The organism is Capnocytophaga bilenii, assembly GCF_017565765.1.
Taxonomy (GTDB): Bacteria; Bacteroidota; Bacteroidia; order Flavobacteriales; family Flavobacteriaceae; genus Capnocytophaga; species Capnocytophaga bilenii.
The window spans coordinates 36787-61072 of sequence record NZ_JAGDYP010000005.1; the positions used below are offsets into that span (position 1 = coordinate 36787).

At 35.5% G+C, this 24286-nt stretch carries 24 protein-coding genes; 15 read left to right on the plus strand and 9 right to left on the minus strand.

Annotated elements, in window-relative coordinates; genetic code table 11:
• Positions 1–275: 275 nt before the first annotated feature.
• From J4N46_RS07395 to J4N46_RS07405, 3 genes are read left to right on the plus strand one after another with little or no spacing between them, the layout of a single operon-like run.
• Positions 276–716, plus strand: a complete 441-nt coding sequence (locus J4N46_RS07395; protein WP_208058782.1) for a GyrI-like domain-containing protein — start codon at positions 276–278, stop codon at positions 714–716.
• Positions 717–730: 14 nt separating this feature from the next.
• Entirely contained in the window at positions 731–1789 is a 1059-nt protein-coding gene (locus J4N46_RS07400) for a Fic family protein (protein WP_208058783.1), read from the plus strand.
• 14 nt (positions 1790–1803) lie between these two features.
• Complete coding sequence (locus J4N46_RS07405) at positions 1804–2397, plus strand: hypothetical protein (RefSeq protein WP_236013881.1); 594 nt, start codon at positions 1804–1806, stop codon at positions 2395–2397.
• 3 nt (positions 2398–2400) lie between these two features.
• Here the strand turns inward: J4N46_RS07405 and J4N46_RS07410 are convergent, their stop codons facing one another.
• From J4N46_RS07410 to J4N46_RS07425, 4 genes are all read right to left on the minus strand, one after another.
• Complete coding sequence (locus J4N46_RS07410; protein ID WP_208058784.1) at positions 2401–3669, minus strand: 5-methylcytosine restriction system specificity protein McrC; 1269 nt, start codon at positions 3667–3669, stop codon at positions 2401–2403.
• On the minus strand, positions 3670–5370 hold the full coding sequence (locus J4N46_RS07415) for an McrB family protein (protein WP_236013882.1): 1701 nt from the start codon (positions 5368–5370) through the stop codon (positions 3670–3672). It lies immediately after the preceding gene.
• Between the two features lie 290 nt (positions 5371–5660).
• Positions 5661–6140 carry an Lrp/AsnC family transcriptional regulator gene (locus J4N46_RS07420; RefSeq protein ID WP_009414524.1) on the minus strand — a complete coding sequence of 160 codons (480 nt, stop codon included), beginning with the start codon at positions 6138–6140 and terminating at the stop codon, positions 5661–5663.
• A gap of 98 nt (positions 6141–6238) precedes the next feature.
• A complete protein-coding gene (locus J4N46_RS07425) occupies positions 6239–7306 on the minus strand; it encodes a M14 family zinc carboxypeptidase (protein ID WP_208058785.1) in 1068 nt (355 codons plus the stop codon).
• Positions 7307–7835: 529 nt separating this feature from the next.
• Here J4N46_RS07425 and J4N46_RS07430 point away from each other — a divergent pair.
• The 12 genes from J4N46_RS07430 to J4N46_RS07485 all read left to right on the plus strand — a co-directional run bounded on the left by J4N46_RS07430 (position 7836) and on the right by J4N46_RS07485 (position 20005).
• Positions 7836–8327: a helix-turn-helix domain-containing protein gene (locus J4N46_RS07430; protein ID WP_208058786.1), complete on the plus strand. Its 492-nt coding sequence runs from the start codon at positions 7836–7838 to the stop codon at positions 8325–8327.
• A gap of 86 nt (positions 8328–8413) precedes the next feature.
• Complete coding sequence (locus tag J4N46_RS07435) at positions 8414–10756, plus strand: ATP-dependent helicase (protein ID WP_208058787.1); 2343 nt, start codon at positions 8414–8416, stop codon at positions 10754–10756.
• Positions 10757–10806: 50 nt separating this feature from the next.
• Positions 10807–12156 carry a tetratricopeptide repeat protein gene (locus J4N46_RS07440; protein WP_208058788.1) on the plus strand — a complete coding sequence of 450 codons (1350 nt, stop codon included), beginning with the start codon at positions 10807–10809 and terminating at the stop codon, positions 12154–12156.
• Positions 12157–12161: 5 nt separating this feature from the next.
• Entirely contained in the window at positions 12162–13616 is a 1455-nt protein-coding gene (locus J4N46_RS07445; RefSeq protein WP_208058789.1) for a lipopolysaccharide biosynthesis protein, read from the plus strand.
• A gap of 63 nt (positions 13617–13679) precedes the next feature.
• A complete protein-coding gene (locus J4N46_RS07450; RefSeq protein ID WP_208058790.1) occupies positions 13680–14360 on the plus strand; it encodes an SDR family NAD(P)-dependent oxidoreductase in 681 nt (226 codons plus the stop codon).
• Positions 14361–14382: 22 nt separating this feature from the next.
• The gene (locus tag J4N46_RS07455) at positions 14383–14670 is read left to right on the plus strand and encodes a YciI family protein (RefSeq protein ID WP_208058791.1); all 288 of its coding nucleotides are present in this window, start codon (positions 14383–14385) and stop codon (positions 14668–14670) included.
• Positions 14671–14932: 262 nt separating this feature from the next.
• Positions 14933–16021 (plus strand): magnesium/cobalt transporter CorA, encoded by a 1089-nt coding sequence (corA, locus tag J4N46_RS07460; protein WP_208058792.1) that lies wholly within the window; start codon positions 14933–14935, stop codon positions 16019–16021.
• 34 nt (positions 16022–16055) lie between these two features.
• Positions 16056–17213: a class I SAM-dependent methyltransferase gene (locus J4N46_RS07465; RefSeq protein WP_208058793.1), complete on the plus strand. Its 1158-nt coding sequence runs from the start codon at positions 16056–16058 to the stop codon at positions 17211–17213.
• A gap of 16 nt (positions 17214–17229) precedes the next feature.
• The gene (rsmG, locus tag J4N46_RS07470; protein WP_208058794.1) at positions 17230–17850 is read left to right on the plus strand and encodes a 16S rRNA (guanine(527)-N(7))-methyltransferase RsmG; all 621 of its coding nucleotides are present in this window, start codon (positions 17230–17232) and stop codon (positions 17848–17850) included.
• Between the two features lie 155 nt (positions 17851–18005).
• Positions 18006–18353, plus strand: coding sequence for a 50S ribosomal protein L19 (gene rplS, locus J4N46_RS07475; RefSeq protein ID WP_034556431.1), 348 nt, complete (start codon positions 18006–18008; stop codon positions 18351–18353).
• A gap of 76 nt (positions 18354–18429) precedes the next feature.
• Positions 18430–19551: an exonuclease domain-containing protein gene (locus J4N46_RS07480; protein WP_208058795.1), complete on the plus strand. Its 1122-nt coding sequence runs from the start codon at positions 18430–18432 to the stop codon at positions 19549–19551.
• Entirely contained in the window at positions 19544–20005 is a 462-nt protein-coding gene (locus tag J4N46_RS07485) for a hypothetical protein (protein ID WP_208058796.1), read from the plus strand. The genes J4N46_RS07480 and J4N46_RS07485 overlap by 8 nt, the downstream gene beginning before the upstream one ends.
• Here the strand turns inward: J4N46_RS07485 and hemW are convergent.
• The 5 genes from hemW to J4N46_RS07510 all read right to left on the minus strand — a co-directional run bounded on the left by hemW (position 19979) and on the right by J4N46_RS07510 (position 24284).
• Positions 19979–21130 (minus strand): radical SAM family heme chaperone HemW, encoded by a 1152-nt coding sequence (hemW, locus tag J4N46_RS07490; protein WP_208058797.1) that lies wholly within the window; start codon positions 21128–21130, stop codon positions 19979–19981. The genes J4N46_RS07485 and hemW overlap by 27 nt on opposite strands.
• Positions 21131–21134: 4 nt before the next feature.
• Positions 21135–21680 carry a crossover junction endodeoxyribonuclease RuvC gene (gene ruvC, locus J4N46_RS07495; RefSeq protein ID WP_009414544.1) on the minus strand — a complete coding sequence of 182 codons (546 nt, stop codon included), beginning with the start codon at positions 21678–21680 and terminating at the stop codon, positions 21135–21137.
• An 8-nt stretch (positions 21681–21688) separates the two neighbouring features.
• Positions 21689–22222: a hypothetical protein gene (locus J4N46_RS07500; protein WP_034556437.1), complete on the minus strand. Its 534-nt coding sequence runs from the start codon at positions 22220–22222 to the stop codon at positions 21689–21691.
• A 183-nt stretch (positions 22223–22405) separates the two neighbouring features.
• Positions 22406–23368, minus strand: coding sequence for a KpsF/GutQ family sugar-phosphate isomerase (locus J4N46_RS07505; protein ID WP_208058798.1), 963 nt, complete (start codon positions 23366–23368; stop codon positions 22406–22408).
• Positions 23369–23396: 28 nt separating this feature from the next.
• Positions 23397–24284: a Ppx/GppA phosphatase family protein gene (locus J4N46_RS07510; protein ID WP_009414547.1), complete on the minus strand. Its 888-nt coding sequence runs from the start codon at positions 24282–24284 to the stop codon at positions 23397–23399.
• Positions 24285–24286: the final 2 nt, after the last annotated feature.

The window sequence follows — 24286 nt, forward strand, 5'->3', positions numbered from 1 at the left end:
TTATTTGTCTTCATTTTTTATTTATTAGGTGCATTAGGAGAATATATGAAAGGAGTATTAGATGGTAAGACAAAATTATAATTTCACTAATTAATACTTATAACTAAAATTAATTATACAACAATAAGCACTACAGCGAGAAATCTCAACAAGGCGATACCTCCGTAGATATTTTTATAACTATAAAAGAGAAAAAATAACCCCAACTTTTAGAAAGTATTGCAAGTTTGTAACGAATTAGAGGAGATTTTTTGAAGAATAAAAACATATAGAAAATGAAAATAATAGGAATCAGCGTGCGCACTACCAATCAGAATGGACAAGCGATGCAAGACATCGGAAACCTTTGGGAACGCTTTTTTAGTGAGCAACTTTTGGCAAAAATACCCAATAAGGTAAGCGATGCTATTTATAGCATTTACACTGATTACCAAAAGGACTATACCGAGCCTTACACTTGTATCATAGGAGTGGAAGTTACCACGCTCAGCACAATTCCCAATGGCTTAGAAGGTAGGGAATTTCCTGAACAAACCTTTCAAAAGTTTGTAGCCAAGGGTGCAATGCCTCAGGCAGTAGGGGCGATGTGGCAATATATTTGGGACAACGACACCACGCTCAATCGCACTTATCTATATGACTATGAACGCTACACAGAGAAGTCGCAGCAAGGAGATGCTTCCGAAGTAGATATTTTTATAGGCATAAAGGATTAATAAAAAGTAGTACAATGAATGACTTTGAGCAATATATAAGGGAAACTGAACCTCATCGGCGTGAAAAAGGCGAGGCGTGGCAGACGGCTATTGGCTTGCAGGCGGTAGACGGACTGAAACCTTCAGCTTATCTTGTTCAAACGGCTAAACAACATATTGAGGGGGATATTACCATTGAAGAGGCTAAACATCTCATTGATAGTTACTACCAATCCAAAACCTTACGCCTTGACAATACAGAAGAACGCACTGAAGAAGCCGACAAAGTCTCTGCACGCATCACTGAACTACTTACCGAATCGGCTTTTAGCTTTTCCCCAGTAGCATATATAGGTATTCATAGGAAGTTATTTACAGGTATTTATAAGTTTGCAGGCAATTTACGCGATTACAATATTACCAAGAAGGAGTGGGTACTGAGTGGAGATACAGTCCTCTACGCTAGTGCGCACAATTTACGTGAGACTTTGGACTATGATTTTGAGCAGGAAAAGCGTTTTTCTTATCAAGGATTGCAGGTAGAGGAAGCGATTAAGCATATAGCTAAATTTGTGTCAGGTTTGTGGCAAATACACCCTTTTGGTGAGAGGAATACACGTACAACAGCAGTTTTTACAATTCAATATTTGCGTACTTTTGGCTTTGCAATGAGCAATGAAGCCTTTGCCTATCATTCTTGGTATTTTCGTAACGCCTTAGTACGTGCCAACTACAACAATCTTGCTAAAGGAATAACAGCAACTACCGAATATATAGAACGCTTCTTTAGAAACCTAATTTTAGGTGAAGAAAATGAGCTTAAAAATAGGTATTTATTAGTAGGTGAAGAAATTCAAAGTGCAAAAGAGAAAATTCCAAAGGGTAAAATTTGCACTTTGAATTGCACTTTGGAAGAAATGGCAGTGCTACAATACTTACAACAATACCCTACCGCTACCCAAAAGGTAATAGCCAATCATATAGGGAAATCGGAACGCACTGTAAAGTCTATTACTGCAAATTTGGTAGAAAAAGGACTTATTGAGCGCAAAAATGGAAAACGTAATGGTTTCTGGGAAGTGAAAACAAATTAAAAAACAATAAAACAATGAAAACTACAGATTTAACGAACTGGAACAACTACAAAGAAACTAAAGAGGCAAAAAAAATTATAAAGATATTTGAAGAGGGGAGTATGAATAGTATTCTTGCAGCTTTTGTAAAAGAAGAAGCTGCAGCCCAATTTCCTGCCTATATACACATTATCACTAATGTATTTGAAAATTCACTAATTCCTTATGATGTGCCTATAAAAGATCTTTTTAACTATATACTTGATAGAGGACTGAAAGGGTATATAGTAGAGTGTAAGCTTGATTTTGATATTTTTTATCCTGAAAATTATGATTTTCTTATACCACGTATGATTCCTCTTTCTATTGCACTTTATGGCTTGGATAGAGTAGAGGATAACGATTGCTACATTCCTTATCTTTTTTACCGCAATTTTAAAAAATTAAAGAAAATAGCAGAGACTTTTGGCGTAGAAATGCCTCCTTTACCCTCAAGAGAGGACGTAAAAGAACGGGTATTGTATTATTTGGAGTTTTGCCGTGTGTGGAATGACTTCCGTATTGAAAACGACCTTACTATGGCTGAAGTATGTGCTTTTATCTATGATTTTGCCCCTAAATATATTTAGGAATCAAATGATTAATGGTAATGAAACGCCTAGTTTATAGAGATTTTTATATTCAGAAATTTCTTCTTTATCTTCTATACTGAAATTGTCACTATTCACTAAAGAAGGGTAAATAATAAGGCAATCTATCAATCTATCATCATCTATTTTTAATGTTTTATAAACATTTTTTAAGCGGGCATAACCACTTATTTGGCGAATATCGTCTATTACTTTTCCTTCTTTATAAATGGTTTTGTACTTAGCATCGATGACCATTTTGTATTTAGGGCTGTTGAGTAAGAAATCTAATTCGGTATAATCGGCGGTGAAGTGATAAAATATTTCTTGCTTAGAAAATATTTCTTGTAATTTTTTATATACATATAACTCAAAAAGTTTAGGCATATCTATCCAAAAAGGAGGAATAGCTACTTTTTGCTGTGATGTTTGGGTTATATTATAAGAAAAACGTTTCAATATATGATTTCCGATACGAATGGCTTCTTCATATTCTTTAAAAAATGGATTTGTAGCTATATTTTTAAGTGTTTTATAGGGTATTTCATCTGATATCAACTCAAAGTAGGGAATACAATGGTTAATAAGCTGTTGTATATCTCTATCATTTTCAGCAAAGTAATTAGGATGGGTATTCTTAAAGCTGATAACAAACTGCAATACTTTCTTCAGAAAACGATTTTCAAGATTATCAATTCCAAATTCTTGGTATTGACATAAATGTGTAGTATACTTGTTTTTAAAGATATTTTGCTTGAGCTGTTTACTAAGTTGTATTTTCCCTTTAATACGATTATTGAAATCTTTCTCTACTATGTAGTAAGATTTTTTTAGTCCTTTACGTACAATATGTTTTAGTAATAATAAAAACTGTATTATTAGAAAAGGTGTGAGCCTATCTTTCTGTTGTTCAATAGTTATTAGAGGCTCCTCCCAATAGATTTTGATAAGATTCTGAGTGTATTTGGGATCTATATTAGCAGCGTAAATATCAAATAGCATTTTTTGGAAGTTAATTTCTAGTTCCTGCTCTTGATAGTTCATTTTGGGTTCAACATATACAAATTCTTGTCCTGCAAGCCAATCAATACCTATATAGTAATCGGCTTTTAGAGTAACTGAATTTTCATTCACTATCAAAGAAAAAGGATAAATAGTTTGTCCTCTTTCTGTTTTGAATACTCTTACAGACTTTGTTTTGAGCATTTCAAAAAGAGGATTATTTTCTGTATTGACGATGTAATCTTTATGTTCGGATAGAAGGATAGGCATTTAAAGAGGTTTTAAATCATTTATTTTGTCTTCAATATCTTGTCCTATGAGTACGCCATCTTTCACATATTCAAGTAAAATAGGCTTAATTTCGTACTCCCAACGGATGTTAATAGGCGTATGTTTTGTAATGAAATAAGAGTGTCCTAATTGTACCTCTTCTTTCTTAAATTCAGGAGATAAATTATCCTTAAATAAGTTGGCTACACTATCAAATAGGCTTTTGGCAAAGTTATTACCTAATTCATTAGTAAGGTCTTTAGGTAGGATATTTACAAAGGCAAAGCGGCGGCGGATAGCGTAGTCTATATGCCCTACTGAGCGATCGGCGGTATTCATTGTACCTATAATGTAGAGGTTTGGGGGTAGGGTAAGGGAGCTGTCGCCTTCGATAGCGTACATACTTTGAACGGCTTCGCCTCGATATTCTAAAGCATAGATAAGTTCGCCTAGTACAGCTGATAGGTTTGCACGATTGATTTCATCGATGATAAGGACATAGTTTTTAAGCGGTATTTTATCAGCTACTATAGGTTTATAAGAATTTTTAAACTCATAGTATTTTTCTACAATTCTAATAAAATAAGAAGCATGTCGTCTTGCTTGACCGCCTATAGTTGTTAGTTTGGTAACCCCTTGTCTGTCTTTTACGCCTGAACTAATAATACTTTTAATTTCAGCATAGTTCATATTTAAACCTTTGTTGTGAACTTCCCAATTATCACCTTTGTACTTGAATCGTTTGTCATCAGCATCAAAAAGATAAACAGCTTCAGTAAGAGGGTATTTGTAATCTTCACTTTTGGCTAACTCATCTTTTATGTGTTCTATAAAAGCTTTAAAAATCTCTTCTTCCTTTAAAGTTTGAGTGCTTTGTTGGGCTTTATGCCAATTATCTAATGCTTCTTTAGCAAAAGTTCCTAATATTTTGTTTTCAGCAGTATAAACAATGCCATCTCCCTCTTCATTAGGTTCAGCCACAATACCTCTTACAAAATCTTCATAGGAATAACTGGGGTGAAACTGAATAAGTTTGAATTGCTCATTGTTGTTTAAAGTATCATTTTCTCCTAAACCTAATAATGCTTTGGCAATGCGTTTGGCTTCGCGGGTTTTACCTGTACCCGGAGGTCCTTGTAGGATAATTTGAGGTTTGTATTTTAAAAGTTTAATAACGAGGTTGTCCTCTTGAGCTTGTGTATTTCCGTTCATAATATTTAGTAAGTATTTAGCATATTTAATTCCTTCAATATCAGAGTTATAAGTAGTGACATCAGTAAGTGTTTTAATCGGTAGATTATTATTAGCATCCCATACTCCTTTTTTTAGCCATTTAACTTCACGACAATGCTTGTATGCAGCTCTTTCTTCATCAAAATAATAATCAGAGATTACTTTGCCATAGCCTAATAAAGTATTTTTTCCTTTTTTAGCAATGACAATATCGCCTATATTTATTTTATTTTCTCCGCTGCAAAAATCATCAAGAGCAGAAACGTTATTACGTTGGTCTTTTCCTCCTCCATAATTGTTTCTTAGGGCTTTAAGAATAGATTTTCTATCCGTGTAATTTTCCAAATCTCCCAATTTGTCCCAGCCAATAGCCATAATATCTTCGTTATAAAACTCCTCCCATTTAACAGCTTGTTCACCAGGACTATACAACCAATAATGTTTAGTATCTTCATTTTCTTTATTCATATTTTGATAGACTATCATATTTTTAAAGCAACAAAGGTAGCGATTTATTTTAGAATATACAAAAAAAAGACGCTTACCCTTCGTTTATTGTTCGTCACATACTCGGCTGCGCCAGCTCGCCGACTTTCTTTCGGTCATCCTTCGCTCTTCCTGTATCCATTCTATATCCATCTTATATCGAATGTAAAGAGTAAGTAAGCAGGAGAAAAATGTCTGTACAAAAAAAACACTTTGCCAAAAGTCATAAATTACGACCTCTGGCAAAGTGTTTAAATATGATTCAAAAAAACTTACAATTCGCGGAAGGCTTTGTGCAATAAACGGCGTTTGTCGTTGATAGCTTCTTCCATAGAGATCATTGTTTCGGAACGCGATACGCCTTGTATCTCGTCTATCATATAAATAACCTCTTTGGCGTGTTTGGTATCTTTGGCGCGTATTTTACAAAATATATTGTATTTGCCTGAAGTGATATGTGCTACTGTTACAAAAGGTATTTCTTCTAATCGTTCCAACACAAACTGCGCCTGATGATTACGCTCTAAAAATATACCTACATAGGCTATAAATGTATAACCTAAGCGATCATAATCTACGGTGAGGGTAGAGCCTTTGATAATGCCTATTTCTTCCATTTTTCGTACACGTACGTGTACAGTTCCGGCTGAGATATCAAGCTGCTTAGCAATATCGGTGAAAGGGGTACGGGTGTTATCAATCAGTAAATCTAAGATTTGGTGGTCGATTTCGTCTAACTTATATTTTGCCATAATGGTATTGTTTTTATTATTTGGGTGGCAAAGTAACTATTTTTTTTTGAATATTCCAAATAAAATGGATAAATCTTTAAAAATATTTTATCAATATTTTATATATACTTCATTTTATTTAAATCTAAGGTACTTTCTATTAAGTCCTTGCTATAGGGTGGGGTAAGAAAATGAGACAATTTATCTTCTTGGTGTCCGAATTTGTGTGACAAATCACCTATTTCGGCTATATAGGGCTGGAAATTGATATGGTTGTCTTGCAATACTTCTTGGTATAAAATACCTACATCGTTGCCGCTGTGCGTATCATCACGCAAGAGGATATCATAAAAGAGTTTGTCGTTTTCGGGAATATTGAAATAATCTTTATAATTTACACTTGTAACTTCTTCTAAAGCGATGTATTCTAAAGCTGTACTTATAGCTGTAGCAATACAATTGCGCGTCTGTTCACGATTGTAATCATTAGGAAAATGCCCTGCTTCAAACAAAATTGTAGGTGTACCAGCTGCAGTATAATAGTCGCCTGTGCAATTGATGTTGAAACTATCATCAAAACGAGCTATTTGGTTAGGTATATACAATTGTAACTTTCGATACATTACAACAATAACTTCCATAGCACGCTTACGAACCTCATTGATAGTACGCTCTTCGTTATAAGAAGGAGCTAAAAATGATACTGTAGCAGGGTGAGCTGCTTTTCCTGCACTAAAAATAGAACGCTGATCGTGTAAATTGAAGCAATAATCAGGATTTACGAGTTCGTAGGCTTTACGCAAACAGAGGCTTTCGGGTTGTGTGAGTTGAAAAGCATCACGATTAAGGTCGGTTTGGTTGTGATTTACACGTGTAAACACATTGGCACCATCGGGGTTGAGCATAGGAATGCAATAAAGAGAGAGTTTGCTAAGCAAGGGGCTACCTTTTAATGAGTTTAGCACATCAAAGAGTGCCTTGGTAGTAGTAGATTCATTGCCGTGCATTTGCGACCATAGGAGTATTTTTTTTTTGCCTTTTCCTATTCTGTAAAGATTGATAGGTGTTTGTAATACAGAATGCCCTAATGGTATTATTTCATCAAAATAATAAGTAGTTAATAGGGGTGCTATCATATCGTAATTGATATAACGCCCGCTTAATGTAGGTTCTTTTATTATTGTCATATTTGTTATTATTTATCTTTCGGTGTGAGCCGGGTCTTTATCCTTCGCTTATCCTTCGTCACATACTCGGCTGCGGCAGCTCGGTGCGAGCCGCACGTGCTTTTATCCTTCGCTCAAGGTTCGCTTATCCTTCGCTCATCCTTCGCTGAAGGTATACAATAGACTGATGGTGCAAAGATAATAAAATATAATGATAAACGACAAGGTGTAAATAATAATAGTCATAGTCAATTTACAAAAGTAACAACCAAATCCAATAGGTTACAAAAGTGAAAAATCTACAAGTATCTATTTTATGCTGTTACAGATGTTTTATTGCGTTTTTATTGTTTTTATTTGTAATAATACTGATTTTTTATTGGTATAATCAAAATTTATAGTGAATTATATATGATTGATTCTTAGATGATTGTTATTATAATATTCAATATAAACTTTATTACTTATAAAAATAGTTGTGTTTAGAGTTGTGTATATAAGAAATAATGATTACATTTGTGCTGTATTAATAATTTAATTAGAAGTTACAATGTTAAACACATCTGATTTTACACAACGCCTGCAACAGGTGATGGATTATTACGGTATGAATGCTACGGCTTTTGCTGATGCTTTAGAAATTCAGCGTTCGGGGATTTCACATTTGTTATCGGAACGCAATAAACCAAGTTTGGATTTTATACTGAAACTGATTGAAAAATTTCCAGAAGTGGATATGTATTGGATTACGCAAGGCAAGGGTAGTTTTCCTAAAAAGGATGAAAAAACACCCAAAGCAAGAGTACAGCCTGATTTATTCAGTGAAGTGCCTGAAATTGATATTACGCCTGCTGTAGCACCACAAAAAACTGTGAACACAACAGCAACAGCGGCTGATATGGCTGTACTGACAGCTACAACCATTGCTGAAACAACAAAGGCTGCGGAAAGAACTATAACAGGGAATACCGAACGAAAAATTAGACGTATTATCTTTTTTTATGAAGATAATCATTTTGAGGTTTTTGACAATGATAAATAATGGTTTGGCTAAAGAATTTGTAGGAGTATGGTTGTTAATTATGGTGAGTTTTGTATCTTTGTACCCTTAAAAAAAATAGCTACATAATGGATATATTTTTACAAGATCTTGCCAAACTTAATGAACCGCAGCGTGCTGCAGTGCTTCAGAAGGAGGGTCCTATCATTGTAATAGCGGGGGCTGGCTCGGGAAAAACGCGTGTGCTAACTTATCGTATTGCTAACCTTATGCGTGAGGGGGTAGATGCGTTTCATATTTTGGCACTTACCTTTACCAATAAGGCGGCTAATGAGATGAAAAAACGTATTACGGAACTTGTGGGCAATGAGGGTAAAAATTTGTGGATGGGTACTTTTCATTCGGTTTTTGCTAAATTGTTGCGTGTAGAAGCTGATAAATTAGGCTATCCGCAAAATTTTACGATTTACGATACACAGGATTCACAACGGCTGGTGAGTGCTATTATCAAAGAAAAGGATTTGGACAAAGATGTGTATAAATACAAGCAAATACACCAACGCATTTCATCTCTAAAAAATAACCTTATAACAGTAAGGGCATACTTTAGCAATCCTGAATTGATAGAGATAGATGCTGTACGCCGCCAGCCTCGTTTTGGAGAAATTTATCAGGAGTACGTAGACCGTTGTTTTAAAGCAGGAGCAATGGATTTTGACGATTTATTGCTTCGCACCAACGAGTTGCTAAATGTATACCCAGATGTGTTAGCTAAATACCAAAATAGATTTCAGTATATATTGGTAGATGAGTATCAGGATACAAACCACTCTCAGTATCTGATAGTTAAGGCTTTGGCAGACCGCTTTCAGAATATATGCGTAGTGGGAGATGATGCACAAAGTATCTATGCTTTTAGAGGAGCTAATATCAATAATATACTAAATTTCAGGAGTGATTATCGTAATGCCAAAGAATATAAACTAGAACAGAATTACCGTTCTACCAAAAACATAGTAGAGGCAGCAAATAGTGTGATTGAACACAATAAGGTGCGCTTAGACAAGGTGGTTTTTACTGAAAATGAATTGGGAGAGCCTATAAAAGTGCATAGAAGTGCTACCGATGCTGATGAAGGGCGCTTTGTGGCGGGGTCTATTTTTGAAAATAAGATGCAACACCAATTGCCTAATGGAGATTTTGCAGTACTGTATCGTACTAACTCACAATCGCGTGCTATAGAAGATGCTTTGCGCAAGCGGGACATTCCATATCGCATTTATGGAGGACTTTCGTTCTACCAACGTAAAGAGGTAAAAGATATGCTTGCTTATCTCAGGTTATTGGTAAACCCTAACGATGAAGAAGCTTTGATGCGCGTGATAAACTTTCCTGCACGCGGCATTGGTGATACTACAATGGAAAAACTTACTTTGGCAGCTAACCAATATAAAAAATCGGTATTTGAGGTGATGTATAACCTGAACAACTTGCCCGATTTGCACATCAATAAGACTACCAAGCAAAAACTCTCAGATTTTGTATTGATGATTTTGAATTTACAGGTATTGAGCAAGGAACTTGATGCTTATGAAATAGCAGAACGGGTGGTGAAACGCACTGGCTTACTACAAGAATACAAGAAAGATGCAACACCAGAAGGAATTGCAAAAATAGAAAATATAGAAGAGTTGCTAAACGGTATGAAGGATTTTGTGAAGGGGCAAGAAGATGTAGCCGATAGCAAGGGTAGCCTAACGGAGTATTTGGAAGATGTATCGCTGGCTACGGATATGGATAAAGACATAGGCGATGATGATCGTGTAGCACTGATGACGATTCACCTATCAAAAGGATTGGAATTTCCTTATGTGTATATAGTGGGTATGGAGGAAGACCTTTTCCCTTCGGCAAAGAGTATACAAACACGTGAAGAACTTGAGGAAGAACGCCGCTTGTTTTACGTAGCACTTACCCGTGCTGAAAAACAAGCATACCTAACTTATGCTGAACAGCGTTATCGTTTTGGTAGTTCGCAAGATACTGAACCGAGTAGATTTATAGAAGAGATAAAAGAAGCACACTTAAAGTATCTTACCCCTATACAATCACAGCTTAACTATCGTTATAAGCCTTTGATAGATAGAGATATATTTGGTGAAGTGGACAAAAGCAAACTGCGATTACAAAAGCCTATTAGCGGTACGCCGCCAGCTAAGAATACGCCTACAGCAGATGAGTTGCCAAAATTGCGCAAGCTAAAACCTATAAATGCAATGCCTGCCGCTAATGATAAAAGTTTGTATAACGAACTGAGAGTGGGGGCGAGGGTGCAACACGAGCGTTTTGGGCAAGGAGTGGTAATAGCCTTAGAAGGCGCGGGGAATGACAAAAAGGCGCAGGTAAACTTTGATACAGGGGGCTTGAAGAATATATTATTGCGTTTTGCAAAGCTGACTTTAATAGATTGATATTCAATAGGTTATATTTCATAAATTAAAGAACAAGATATAAAAATACGATGTTTTTAGAAGATAACGAAGAGAACTATGCTGTAAGCAAATTTGAACTGATGCTGCGGGAGAATAATACGCTTTTTTTTGATGTAGATGAATTTGAAGATATTGTAGAATATTATATAGAGAACGGGCGTACGCATAAGGCAAAACGAGCTTTAGAGCTGGGACTATCACAGCACCCTACAGCAGTTTCGCTTAAATTACTTTATGCAGAACAGTTAGTTTTTGAAGACCAGCTGAATGAGGCTACTCAGCTATTAGAGGAGCTCACTCATACAGAGCCTCTGAATGCAGAAGTATATGTACAAAAAGCAAACTTGTATTCAAAACTCAACAAACACCGCCGCGCTATTGAATTATTAGAATATGCCATAACACTCACAGATGATGTACCGAGTATTTTTGCACTTATAGGTATGGAGTACTTGCTCATAGATGAGTATGCCAACGCACGTACTTATTTTAGAAAAAGTGTGGAAAAAGACCCGCAAGACTATACTTCACTACAACAATTGTTGTATTGCTATGAGGTTTTGGACGAAACGCAAGAAGCTATGAGCTTTTTGAATGACTATTTAGACCAAAATCCTTATTGTGAGGTGGCTTGGTACTATCTTGGACGATTGTACTTATCAGAAAATGACAGTAAAAATGCGATTCGTTGTTTTGATTTTGCAATTGTAAGTGATGATACTTTTACAGGTGCTTACTTTGAAAAAGCAAGGGTACTTGAAACGATAGGCGACTATGAAAGAGCTATTGAAAATTATAAAATTACTCTTACCCTAGATGACCCTTCCGCATTGGTATATCTTCATATAGGGCGTTGCTATGAGAAGATGCTAAACGATGAAAAAGCTGAGATTTACTACTTTAAAGCCATACACGAAGACCCACAATTAGACAAAGCGTGGATTACCTTAGCTGACTTTTACTATTTGCGGCGAAATCATACTAAAGCACTTAAATATATACAAAAAGTACTTACATTAGAGCCTAATGAGCCTTATTATTGGCGTAGATATGCTGAAATTAATTATTTTCAGTTGCATAATCTTGAAGAAGCAGAATATGGCTACCGAAAGGCAGTACAAAATGGTGATTATTCGTATACAGCTCTTATAGATTGGGTAGATTTGATGTTTTTGACACGACAATATGGAGATGCATTGCCTATTATTATTGATATAGTAGATATTTTTCCGTATGAGTTATGTAATTACTATAGGCTTGCCCTAGCATATCACGGTTTGGGAAAAGAAGAATTAGCCTATAAATATTATCAGCTGGGGGTACAGCAAGTACCAGAATGGCAGTCTTTTTTTGAAAGCAAGTTTAATTTTAAGATGTAGTCATTATGGGTATCGTACTCCGACAATCGTTTAAGAATGTAGTGGCTACTTATTTTGGGTTTGCCATAGGGGCTCTGAATACCCTTTTCTTATTTACTTACTTCCTCTCTAAAGCACAATACGGCTTGGTAAGTTATGTTACTTCCACCGCTACTATTCTTTCTCCGTTTATTTCGTTTGGTGTACATAATACTTGGGTGCGCTATTACTCTGCTTACACCGATAGGCAGGAACAAGGCAAACTCAACCTAATGCTTTGTCTTTTGCCGCTACTGGTGATTCTCCCTGCTACTCTTTTGGGGAGTATGGCATATGAGCAAATTGTTCAGTGGCTTTCGGCAAAGAATGCAGAAGTGCGTCCGTATGTGTGGCTTATCTTTCTTACAGCGGTAGCAATGGCTTATTTTGAGATAGCTTATGCGTGGATGCGGGTACAACTCAAAACGGTCTTTGGCAATTTTCTAAAAGAAGTATTTCATAGGGTAGGGGTGATGCTTTTATTAGTAGCCATTTACTTTGGTGTTATTGATTTTCATCAGCTAATGTGGGGAGTGTTCTGGGTGTATGCCTTGCGTATGCTCTTGATGACGGTTACCGCTTTCTATGTGAGGCGACCTACCTTTGTATGGGGATTGCCACAAGGTAAAAAGGAAGTCTTTTTGTACAGTTTATTTATTATTTTATCAGGCTCGGTAGCTTCGTTGTTGATGGATATTGATAAGTTTATGCTGAACCAATATCTGCCTATTGGTGAAATTGCTGTGTATAATGTGGCTATTTTTACGGCTACTGTGATTGCCATACCTTACCGAAGTATGTATCAGATTGTAAGTCCGCTCACAGCACAATTTATGAATCAAGGTAAGGCAGAGGAGCTATCGGACTTATACAAACGCAGTACAATAAATACTTATTTTGTGAGTATGGTTATTTGTGTACTTATCATTGTGAATGCCCAGCAGTGTTATGCCTTATTGCCTGATAAAGATTACAGCACAGGGCTTGGGGTGCTCATCATCATATCGGTAGTAAAACTCTCTGACGCTTTAGTGGGATTTAACAATGCGGTATTACTCAATTCGCCTTACTATCGTACCGTACTATTTTTGGGCGTTTTTTTGGTTATAGGCACTGTTTTGATGAATATGTGGCTCATTCCCCTTTATGGCATTAATGGGGCGGGAATAGCGACTCTAATTGCTTTTAGTTCGTACAATCTACTCAAGTCAGGATTTGTGTATCGCAAATACAGCTTACAGCCTTTTTATAAGGAAACGTTACAGACTACTCTCTTTGGTATCGTAGCGATAGGAGTTTTTTTCTTTTGGGATTTTCCATTTCACCCTATTGTAAATATCAGCTTAAAATCATTACTAGTAGGGGGGCTGAGTGTTTTTTTTCTCCTAAGATGGAAACTATCAAAGGAATTAATAAAATTAATCGGCAAATTTAGAAATTAGCAACGTAATAAAATGGCGTCAGAAAAGAAATAAAATTGTATATTTGCACATCTTTTAAAAGCAATGAAGAATATCATCATAACAGGTACCAGCCGAGGGATAGGCTTTGAACTGGTACAACAGTTGGCATCGCAAGGGCATAACATCTTGGCCCTTTCACGGCATAGTGCTACTATAGACGCACTTAATCTGCCTAATGTACATTGTATTCCTTTTGATATTACCCTTGAAACTGATAGAGAGGCAGTTGCTCACTTTGTGAAAGAGCAATGGGAACAAGTGGATATACTAATTCACAATGCAGGAAGACTCATCAATAAACCTTTTGAGGAGCTTACTGAAGAGGACTTTTGGGAAGTTTATAAGGTAAATGTATTTGGGGTAGCACACCTCACACAACAACTATTGTCTTTTATGGAGAAGGGCGCACACGTGGTGAGCATCAGTAGTATGGGAGGTATACAAGGTAGTTTGAAGTTTGGCGGTTTGGCAGCTTATAGTTCCTCTAAAGGCGCTCTTATTACCTTATCGGAGCTTTTGGCAGAAGAATATAAAGAACGAGGTATTATTTTTAATACTTTAGCTTTAGGAGCGGTACAGACGGAAATGCTTGCTGAGGCTTTCCCAGATTATAAAGCAAATATTAGTCCGCAGCAAATGGCGCGTTATATTGCTGATTTTGCGCTTAATGGTAGTAAAGTATTTAATGGAAAGGTGCTACAAGTCGCTAATACAACACCGTAAAATAACTAAAAACTAATAAAATATGTACATCATTATTTTAACGTATCAGAAAGAGCTTTCAGAAGTTGAAAAACACTTAGAAGCACATCGCACTTATTTAGATAAGCATTACGCTTCAGGACATTTTATTGCATCAGGCGCACAAGTACCTCGCAAGGGTGGGGTGATTTTGTGTAAAGCTAATAGTAGGGGAGAGGTAGAGACAGTCATTGCTCAAGACCCTTTTCACGAACACCAGATAGCAACCTATCAGATTATTGAATTTGTTCCTACGAAATATTCTGAGGAGTTTGGTAAAGTATTTTTATAAATGTATTATACTGAAATAAAATATTTTACAATAGAAAATATAAAGTATTTATTTAATAATATATTTGTTTATAGCCTTTATTCTGTAGTAAAAATAATTCAATTACATTGATAATCAAATATTTATATACTATTTTTAAGAAAACGAAAGCACTATAAATAAAGATTACCAAGTATTTCGTATGGGTTTCGTTATTTATATTATCACTTTAAAATATTTATATAAATGTTTTATAATCAGTATTTTAATACAATAATAATATATGGGTAAAAATATTACTGCTGCTACTAAGAAAAAACGCAGAGCCAATCGTGCAAAGAAGGTGGGGTTACCTGCTGGAAGTTTGGTATATTTTGGCAATAAAGAGAAAGAAATTCATATAGATATTATCACTTATAGCGAGGGGTTCTGTCAGGTGAAAAAAGTGGGTACGGCAGAAGAGGCTATTGCTTGTATAGGTGAAAATCATCTTACTTGGATAAATATCAACGGACTGAACAATATAGCTGAAATTAAAAAGATTGGAGCTTATACCCAACTGAACGACTTACTATTAGAAGATATATTAGACACGGAACATCGCCCAAAAGTAGAGCTTTTGGAAGATAGTTTATTAGTAATTATCAAGATGTTATACTATAGCAAAGAGGAATTGGTATTAGAACATTTAGCCTTATTACTCGGTAGAAATTACTTAATTTCTTTTCAAGAAAGTGAAGGTGATGATGTATTTGAACCTGTACGCAAACGATTGCAGTTTGCTGATAGTAGTCTGCGAAAAAAGAAGGTAGACTATCTGTTATTCAGTTTGTTAGATAGTATAATAGACAATTATTTAGTAGTGTCGGACAGTGTAAGTGATAAAATAGAAGCATTGGAAGACGAGATTATCACCCACCCACGTGAGGAGATGATATCAGAAATACAAGATTTGAAGAAGAAGTCTATTGTATTTTTGCAACGGACTATGATTCCAGCAAGAGAGGTAGTAAATCGGATAGAGAAAACGCCTCATCATCTTATTGAGGCTGATACTAAGCATTATTTTAGAGACCTACACGACCATACTGTGCAAATAGTGGATACTCTCAGCACTTATCGTGATATACTTTGGGGGCTTACGGATACCTATATGGGGGCAATGAGTAATAAGATGAACAATATTATGCGTTTGCTAACCTTGATTTCTACTATTTTTATTCCGCTTACCTTTATTGTGGGTGTATATGGTATGAATTTTAAGTATATGCCCGAATTAGAGTTGTGGTGGGCATACCCTGTGGTATGGGTGGTGATGCTTGCTATTTCGGTAGCAATGATAATTTATTTCAGAAGAAAAAAATGGCTTTGATATATACAGAAAGTTTACTATTTTTGCACCCTGAATGGATTTACAATACAAAGAAATACAAGCATTTATAAAAGAGCATTTGGATATAGATACTACCCAATTGCTACTAAAGAAGCCTATTTTTGCTACAATAAGCAATAGTGTGCTGGCTCAACAAATTGAAGGATATAAGGTAGCCCAAAGGAAGTTTCCTTCATTATTAGCTGAGGGGATACAGTTTCCTAAAAAACTAAATTTGGAACAAACATCATCGGAGGCTACAGCAACCTACAAAGCTAAATTGTTACAAGGGAAAAACTTTTTAGACCTTACGGCAGGATTTGGTATTGATGCTTACTTTCTTTCGCAATCGTTTGAAGAGGTTACTTTGGTGGAACAAGATGCTGAATTACTACAATTGGTAACCCAAAACTGGAAAGTATTAGGGCGAAAGGCTACTTTTGTAGATAGCGATGCAGAAAGCTTTTTGCAAGCGACTACTGCTCATTACGATGTGATTTATATAGACCCTGCGCGTAGGGATCATCAGCTGCAAAAGAAGTTCTTGTTGGAGGATTTATCGCCTAATATATTGGAATTGCAGGAGTTATTATTGAAGAAATCGGCTAAGGTGATTACAAAACTTTCTCCTTTGATTGATATACATTATTTACTACATACTCTTAATAATATAACACATATTGAGATTATAGCTTTACGCAATGAGGTAAAAGAGGTTTTGGTGATACAAGAAGCAGCGAGTAGCCTTGAGGATGTAGAAATACGTTGTGTAAACTTACAAAGTAAAGACCCTATTTTATCATTCAACGCTAAAGAACTGCAAGGGACACAAGCTACTTATGGTACTCCAGGGCGATATTTGTATATTCCTAATAATGCTTTGCTAAAATCGGGGGCATTTAACTATATAGCTACTTATTACGGGCTGAAAAAGTTGGAGGTGAATACGCATCTTTATACTTCGGACGAACTTATTGATAATTTTGCGGGACGAATATTGGAAGTAGCACAAACACATCCTAAGCAAATAAAGAAAAAGACACATTATAATATTATCACGAAGAATTATCCGCTTTCGGTAGCAGAAGTCAAAAAAAAATACCACCTTGAGGAAGGTGGTACTGAATATTTGATATTTACCCGTTCTGTTTCGGGAATGGAGCTACTTTTAGGGCGGGAAATCGAGAAATAATACAATTTTAGTAACTATGAAAATCATACATAAATACTTTACAGAATTGAGTGAAGAACAGCAACAGCAATTTAGTGAGCTAAAGCCTCTTTATGAGGAATGGAATGCTAAAATAAACGTTATTTCGCGCAAGGATATGGGTGATTTTTATGAAAGACACGTACTACACAGCTTGGCGATAGCTAAACGGATTACTTTTGCTAAAGGTACTGAAATATTGGATGTGGGTACAGGAGGAGGTTTCCCAGGTATTCCTTTGGCTGTATATTTTCCTAAATGTAGTTTTACTTTGGTAGATTCGATAGGAAAAAAGATAAAAGTAGTGCAAGAAGTAGTGAATGCCTTAGGACTAAAAAATGTAATTACAAAGCAAATAAGAGCTGAGGAGCTGAAAGGTAATTACGATTTTGTAGTAAGTAGGGCAGTTACACAGATGAAGGATTTTGTACCTTGGGTGAGAGGAAAGTTTAAAAAACAATCGCATAATGAATTGGCTAATGGGATACTTTACCTAAAAGGAGGAGATTTGACGGAAGAATTGGTATCTTTTGAGCGGGCAGTAGTAACAGATATTAGTAAATATTTTGAGGAGTCTTTTTTTGAAACGAAGAAAATAGTCTATTTATCAAACAGTTAGTAATTAGTAGCTGGCAAAAAGTATATTTTTTGGAATATTTTTTATTTATTATTTTGTTAGTATAAGAAAAAGTATTAATTTTGCCACCGATTTGGAGTAACCTCTGACGAGAGTCGTGTATGTTGCCCATTGATAACATAATTATTTATTTTTTTATGGAACCATTATTAAAATACGTACAGGACAACTTTATTGAGAAGAAAGAATTTCCTGAGTTTTCGGCAGGTGATACTATCACCGTGTATTACGAAATTAAAGAAGGGGACAAAAAGCGTACTCAGTTTTTCAAGGGTGTTGTAATACAACGCAAAGGACACGGAGTGACTGCTACTTTTACAATTCGTAAAATGTCGGGGACAGTAGGAGTAGAGCGTATATTCCCTGTGAATATGCCTGCACTTCAAAAAATTGAAGTAAATAAGAAAGGTAAAGTAAGACGTGCGCGTATTTACTATTTTAGAGGACTTACAGGTAAGAAAGCTCGTATCAAAGAAGTTCGCTAATTCAGTTAAACAATTTCATAAAAGCAAAGAGTTGAGTTATCTTATCTCTTTGCTTTTTTAATTATCATTTACTAAATTGTACGCAATCATCGACATAGAAACTACAGGTGGAAAATACGATGAAGAGGGTATTACAGAAATTGCTATCTACCGTTTTGATGGGCACGAGGTAACAGACCAATTCATTTCGCTTATTAACCCTGAACGACCTATACAGGATTTTGTTGTTAAACTTACAGGTATTAATAACCGTATGTTGCGCAACGCACCTAAATTCTACGAAGTAGCCAAAAGAATTGTTGAAATTACTGAGGGCTGTATTATAGTTGCTCATAATGCAAGTTTTGACTACAGAATACTGCAAACAGAATTCAGACGCTTGGGGTATGACTTTGTAAAGACAACTTTATGTACAGTGGAATTAGCAAAGCAATTACTACCAGAACGTGAAACTTATAGTTTGGGTAAATTGGTACATTCGTTGGGTATTCCTATGAGTGAGCGGCATAGAGCTTCGGGAGATGCCTTGGCTACGCTCCATTTGTTTAAATATTTACTTGAAAAAGATACTCAAAAGAATATTATTATTACTTCTGTAAAAAATGATACTCGTATAGAGACAGCCTCTCGCCATTTGAAAATACTTGATGAACTTCCTGAAAAATTAGGCGTTTTCTATATGCATAATGAAGAGGGAAAAATTATCTTTGTAGGAAAACACAAGAATATAAAACAACACGTAAATAAGATATTTACTACAAACGCAAAACAAGAACGTTATTTGCAAAGGCATACTCATAGGGTTACTTATGAAGAAACAGGAAATATGCTTATTGCTAACTTGAAATATTCGGAATTTATTTACTTACACCAGCCTAAGTGTAATAGTAGACCTTTAAAAGATAACGAAATAGGAGAACCAGCCACTTATCGCTGGCAGCAGCAGAGCATAGCACTTATTGGAAAGGGTAGGCGTGTGGGTGAAAAGAGTGTAGTTTTGATTATAGATGGAGATATTAAGGGATATGGCTTTGTAAGTTTGAACTTTCAATTTACAAAATTGATGTTTTTAGAGAACTTGATTACTCCTATATGTAATACAGCTGCTAATAGACGTATTATATCGGACTATTGGTTGTTGCATCCTTACTTAAAAGTATTAAACTTGAATGAACAAAAACCTTTTAACAATGAATAAGTATATTTTTATTACCTTGCTTTGTAGTACCCTTACTATAAGTTGCCAGCAGCATCAACAGTCTGTAGAAATAGCTAATGATACTGCCAAAACTATCGCCAAACTTACTGACTCTATAACATCACTTACAACACAGCGTGATGAAGCTTTAAGTTTTAGTCTTGAAAGTAATGAATTATCGCAGTTGTTTTTTGAAGAACTGAAAATTAATAACCCTACACAAATAGTTACTAATGCCTTAATGGAAAGTAACCTACAAGAAAAAAATCCTTATATAAAAGCAGAAACAAACGAAAAATTTTTGATTAATAAAATTAGGATACTAAATGAGAAATGGGTAATTTGTGAATTTACAGACGGGAAAGTTTGGGGCGACTTACTTCTACAATACCACATAGATGGCAACCAAAATCCTGTATTTATCCCTTTAGATGAAGTCATCCACCCTAAATAAATCGGAGGCTATACCATCTGAAAGAAACTTTCCTTTGCGAGTAACTTTCAGGTGGTTTTTTGTTATTTGTAATAGTCCCTCATCTAAGTATTTATGTGCTTGTTGTAATAGATACTTTTGATAATCAGTGCCAAAACGTACCGCTACTTCTTCTATATCAATTCCTACCATTGTTCTGATACGTGTAATTATCAACTCATTATACTGATTATTTACTGTAAGTACTTCTTCTTCATTAGGTAATACTCCTCGCTCTATTTCTTTGATATATTTAATATTATGCGCTATATTCCAGCTACGAATACTACCATTAAAACTATGTGCTGAAGGTCCTATTCCCATATAAGGTTTTCCAAACCAATAAGCTGTATTGTTCTTACTAAAATATCCTTCCTTACCAAAATTAGAAAACTCATATTGCACAAACCCCTCTCGTTCTAATCTATCAATAAGTAGCTGGAAATGGGTATATGATAATTGGTCATCTATAGGAGGGATTTTACCAACACTAATAAACCTATGCAAAGCTGTTTTTTCTTCAACCGTTAAAGCATAAGCTGAAATATGAGGTATTCCAAAACTAAGTGCTTTTTCTATATTTTGTAGCCATTGTTCATTACTCATAGTAGGGATACCATAAATCAAGTCGATAGTGATATTATCAAAATATGAAGAAGCAAGAGGTAGCAATTGCTCTACTTGTAATGCTGTATGTATACGATTCATCAGTTGTAAATCTTCTTCAAAAAAAGATTGTACCCCTATACTCAATCTATTGATTCCTAAAGATTGTAATTGTGCTAAAAATACTTCGGGTTCTCTATCTTTAAAAAAATCATCAGGATTAGCTTCAATAGTGATTTCGGCAGTAGCACTTACATTATAACAACGATGAATTGTATTGAAGAGCTGTTGTAATTCATCAAACGAAAGCACTGTAGGAGTTCCACCTCCTAAGTAAATAGTTTGTAGTGTACTACCTTTAGCCTCATTCTGGCGTAAAAAAAGCTCACTACATATTGCATTTATCATCTCACCTTTACGCCGTAACGTAGTTGAAAAATGAAAATCACAATAGTGGCAAGCTCGCCTACAAAAAGGAATATGAATATATAAACTATACAAAATATTAAGCCAATCGCTCCTGATTTTGAGTGATAAAAGCCTCCCAACCACTATAATGTTGTTGTTTTTGAGCTCTACCACCATTAAAATAATGACATACAGCCACTGCTAATCCATCAGTAGCATCAAAATGCTTGGGCAACTCTTTAATATCTAATAACTGTTGTAGCATCTTAGCTACTTGTTCTTTAGAAGCACTTCCATTACCTGTTATAGCCATTTTCACTTTCTTAGGTTCATACTCAGTAATAGGTATTTCACGTGAAAGTGCTGCAGCCATAGCAACTCCTTGTGCGCGCCCCAATTTAAGCATAGATTGTACATTTTTCCCAAAAAAAGGAGCTTCAATAGCCAACTCATCGGGTTTATAGGTTTCTATAAGCTCAATTGTGCGGTTAAATATAACCCCCAATTTCAGATAATGATTACTATATTTGCTTAATTGTAATTCATTTAGCTGTAGTAGTTTCATCTGGTCTTTTTCTATACCTATTAGTCCAAAACCCATAATAGTAGTACCAGGATCTACTCCTAAAATAATACGCTCCACGAAGTGCTTTATTTTACGTTTATTTCTATAGGAAGCTCAAACTGTGTACTCACATTCTGTCCATTTTTCTTTGCGGGTTCTATACTATCATTATCTGATAATTCAGAAAGATTAGCACGCAAAGCATCTTCAAAACTTTCACTTTCAGTAGCCAGCAACTCTTTTGTCTTATCATCGGCTTTCATATCCAAGAGTACTATTTTTCCCGTATTATCTACTTTAATATTTAAGAAAATACGATCTGTAACGGGTTCTGTAACCTCATAGTGCCCTTTTTTAAGACGCTCCTGAAACTGAGCAGCAAATGTCTTCTCAAAACATTCTCTCTGTCCTACTTTGGTAGTAGCTGTATCACACACCCCTTTAAATATAGGATACGAATCCACCTCTTCTTTCACTACCTCTAAAAACTTTATATTTGCAAGCGAATCTAATTGTTGTTGCAATTTAGCTTCTTTTTGCTCCGCAGTAAGCTCATTCGTGTTTTTTTTGCAGGCTACAAGTGCCAATGCTAACCCTAAAAAACAAAAATAAATTTTCATCATTATTGTTACTATTATGTTTTACGGCTCAAAAGTACTACAAAAAAATGATTTACAAAAATATAATTATCTTTTTTTTGTATTTCATTTTTATAATAACAATAAGCCTAAATTACTAATTATATCCTAAAGTAATGATTATTAATACTTAACGACTATTAATTTAATCCTCTACTTCTCTTTTTATAGCAAACCTTCTTGTATTAAATTATGTAGATGTATCACCCCTTCATAACGCCCATTATGAGTTACAAGCAACTGCGTAATCTTATTTTTTTCCATCAAACTAAGTGCATCTATAGCCAAACAATCTCTATCAATAGTTTTAGGGTTTAGGCTCATAATATCTTTCGCAGTAAGTCCCCTGATATCATCTGTCTTGCTCAGCATTCGCCTAATATCTCCATCAGTTACAATTCCTACAATATTCCCGTTGTCAATTACAGCTGTTGCCCCAAGCATCTTAGCCGATATTTCTACTATTACCTGTTTCACTTCGGTTTGGATACTCACTTCGGGTTTTTGATTATTACCTACAATATCCGAAACCTTCAAATAAAGTCGCTTACCAAGTGCCCCTCCTGGGTGGTACTTAGCAAAATCCTCACTCCCAAAGTGCTTCATTTCCAATAAGCAAACTGCCAAAGCATCTCCTAAAACCAGCTGTGCAGTAGTACTTGTAGTAGGTGCTAAATTATTAGGGCAAGCCTCCTTTTCCACATAGGCATAAAGCAGACTATCCGCAGCTTGTGCTAAAACCGAATTTTTATTGGAAGTAATTGCTATCAATTTATTATTACCGCGTTTTAACAAAGGTACCAATACCTTTATTTCGGGCGTATTTCCACTTTTTGAAATACAAATCACTACATCATCAGCCTGAATAATTCCTAAATCACCGTGAATAGCATCTGCAGCGTGCATAAAAATTGCAGGCGTACCTGTAGAGTTCATCGTAGCTACAATTTTATTGGCTATAATAGCACTCTTACCTATACCCGTAATCACTACACGCCCCTTGCTATTAATAATGTAAGTAACTGCTGTTACAAACTCATCATCTATATATCCAGCAAGTTGAGCCACCGTTTCGGCTTCTTTAGCTATCGTTTGCCGTGCTGTGTTAATAATCTCTTCTCTGTTCATTATCTATATGATTATAGCCCTATAATAACTATAATCCTTTTTTATAAATACTCCTTACAATACCATCTGCTAAACCTATACGAGGCACGTGCACAATCTTTGCTCCCGACCATTTCATCGCATTGATGAAAACCGTAAGTGCATATAAAATTACATCGGCACGATCAGGATTAAAGCCAAGCAATTTAATTCGCTCATCATAGGTAAAGCCCGATACATAGTTGTAATAATCAGTTAAATATTCATACGTAAGAGGTGCATTTTCTAATACATTCGCATTCTTATGGATTTTATTGATGTTACCTCCAGAACCAATCGCTTCTATATGAGGACAATCTTTCGTATGTTTTTCAATCCATTGTTTTACCTCTTCCCACATTTCATCACTCACTTTATTATCAAGCAAGCGTACCGTACCTATTGGGAAAGAACGCGATTTTTTCTGTTTTCCATTAGAAAATACCGTAAATTCAGTACTACCTCCTCCTACATCTATATACAAATAATTTTTATCTGTCCCAATAAGTGTAGAAATATCAGTAGAAGCAATAATATTAGCTTCCTCACTACCATCAATAATTTCAATAGCCACTCCTGTACGTTTCAGCACTTCTGCCGCTACCTCATTACCATTAAGCGACTCTCGCATAGCCGAAGTAGCACAAGCCCGATAAGCCTCCACCTGATATACTTTCATCAGCAAACTAAAAGCTTGCATTGCCTCCGCCAGCCGATTTGTATTTTCTTCTGAAATACGCCCGTTTAAGAACACATCAGCTCCCAAGCGTATAGGCACACGCACCAAACTTGCTTTTGTAAACTTAGCAGGTTCTCCTTCTGTCTCCAATACATTCGATATTAGTAACCGAACCCCGTTAGAGCCTATGTCAATAGCGCCTAATTTTTTGATTTCCATAA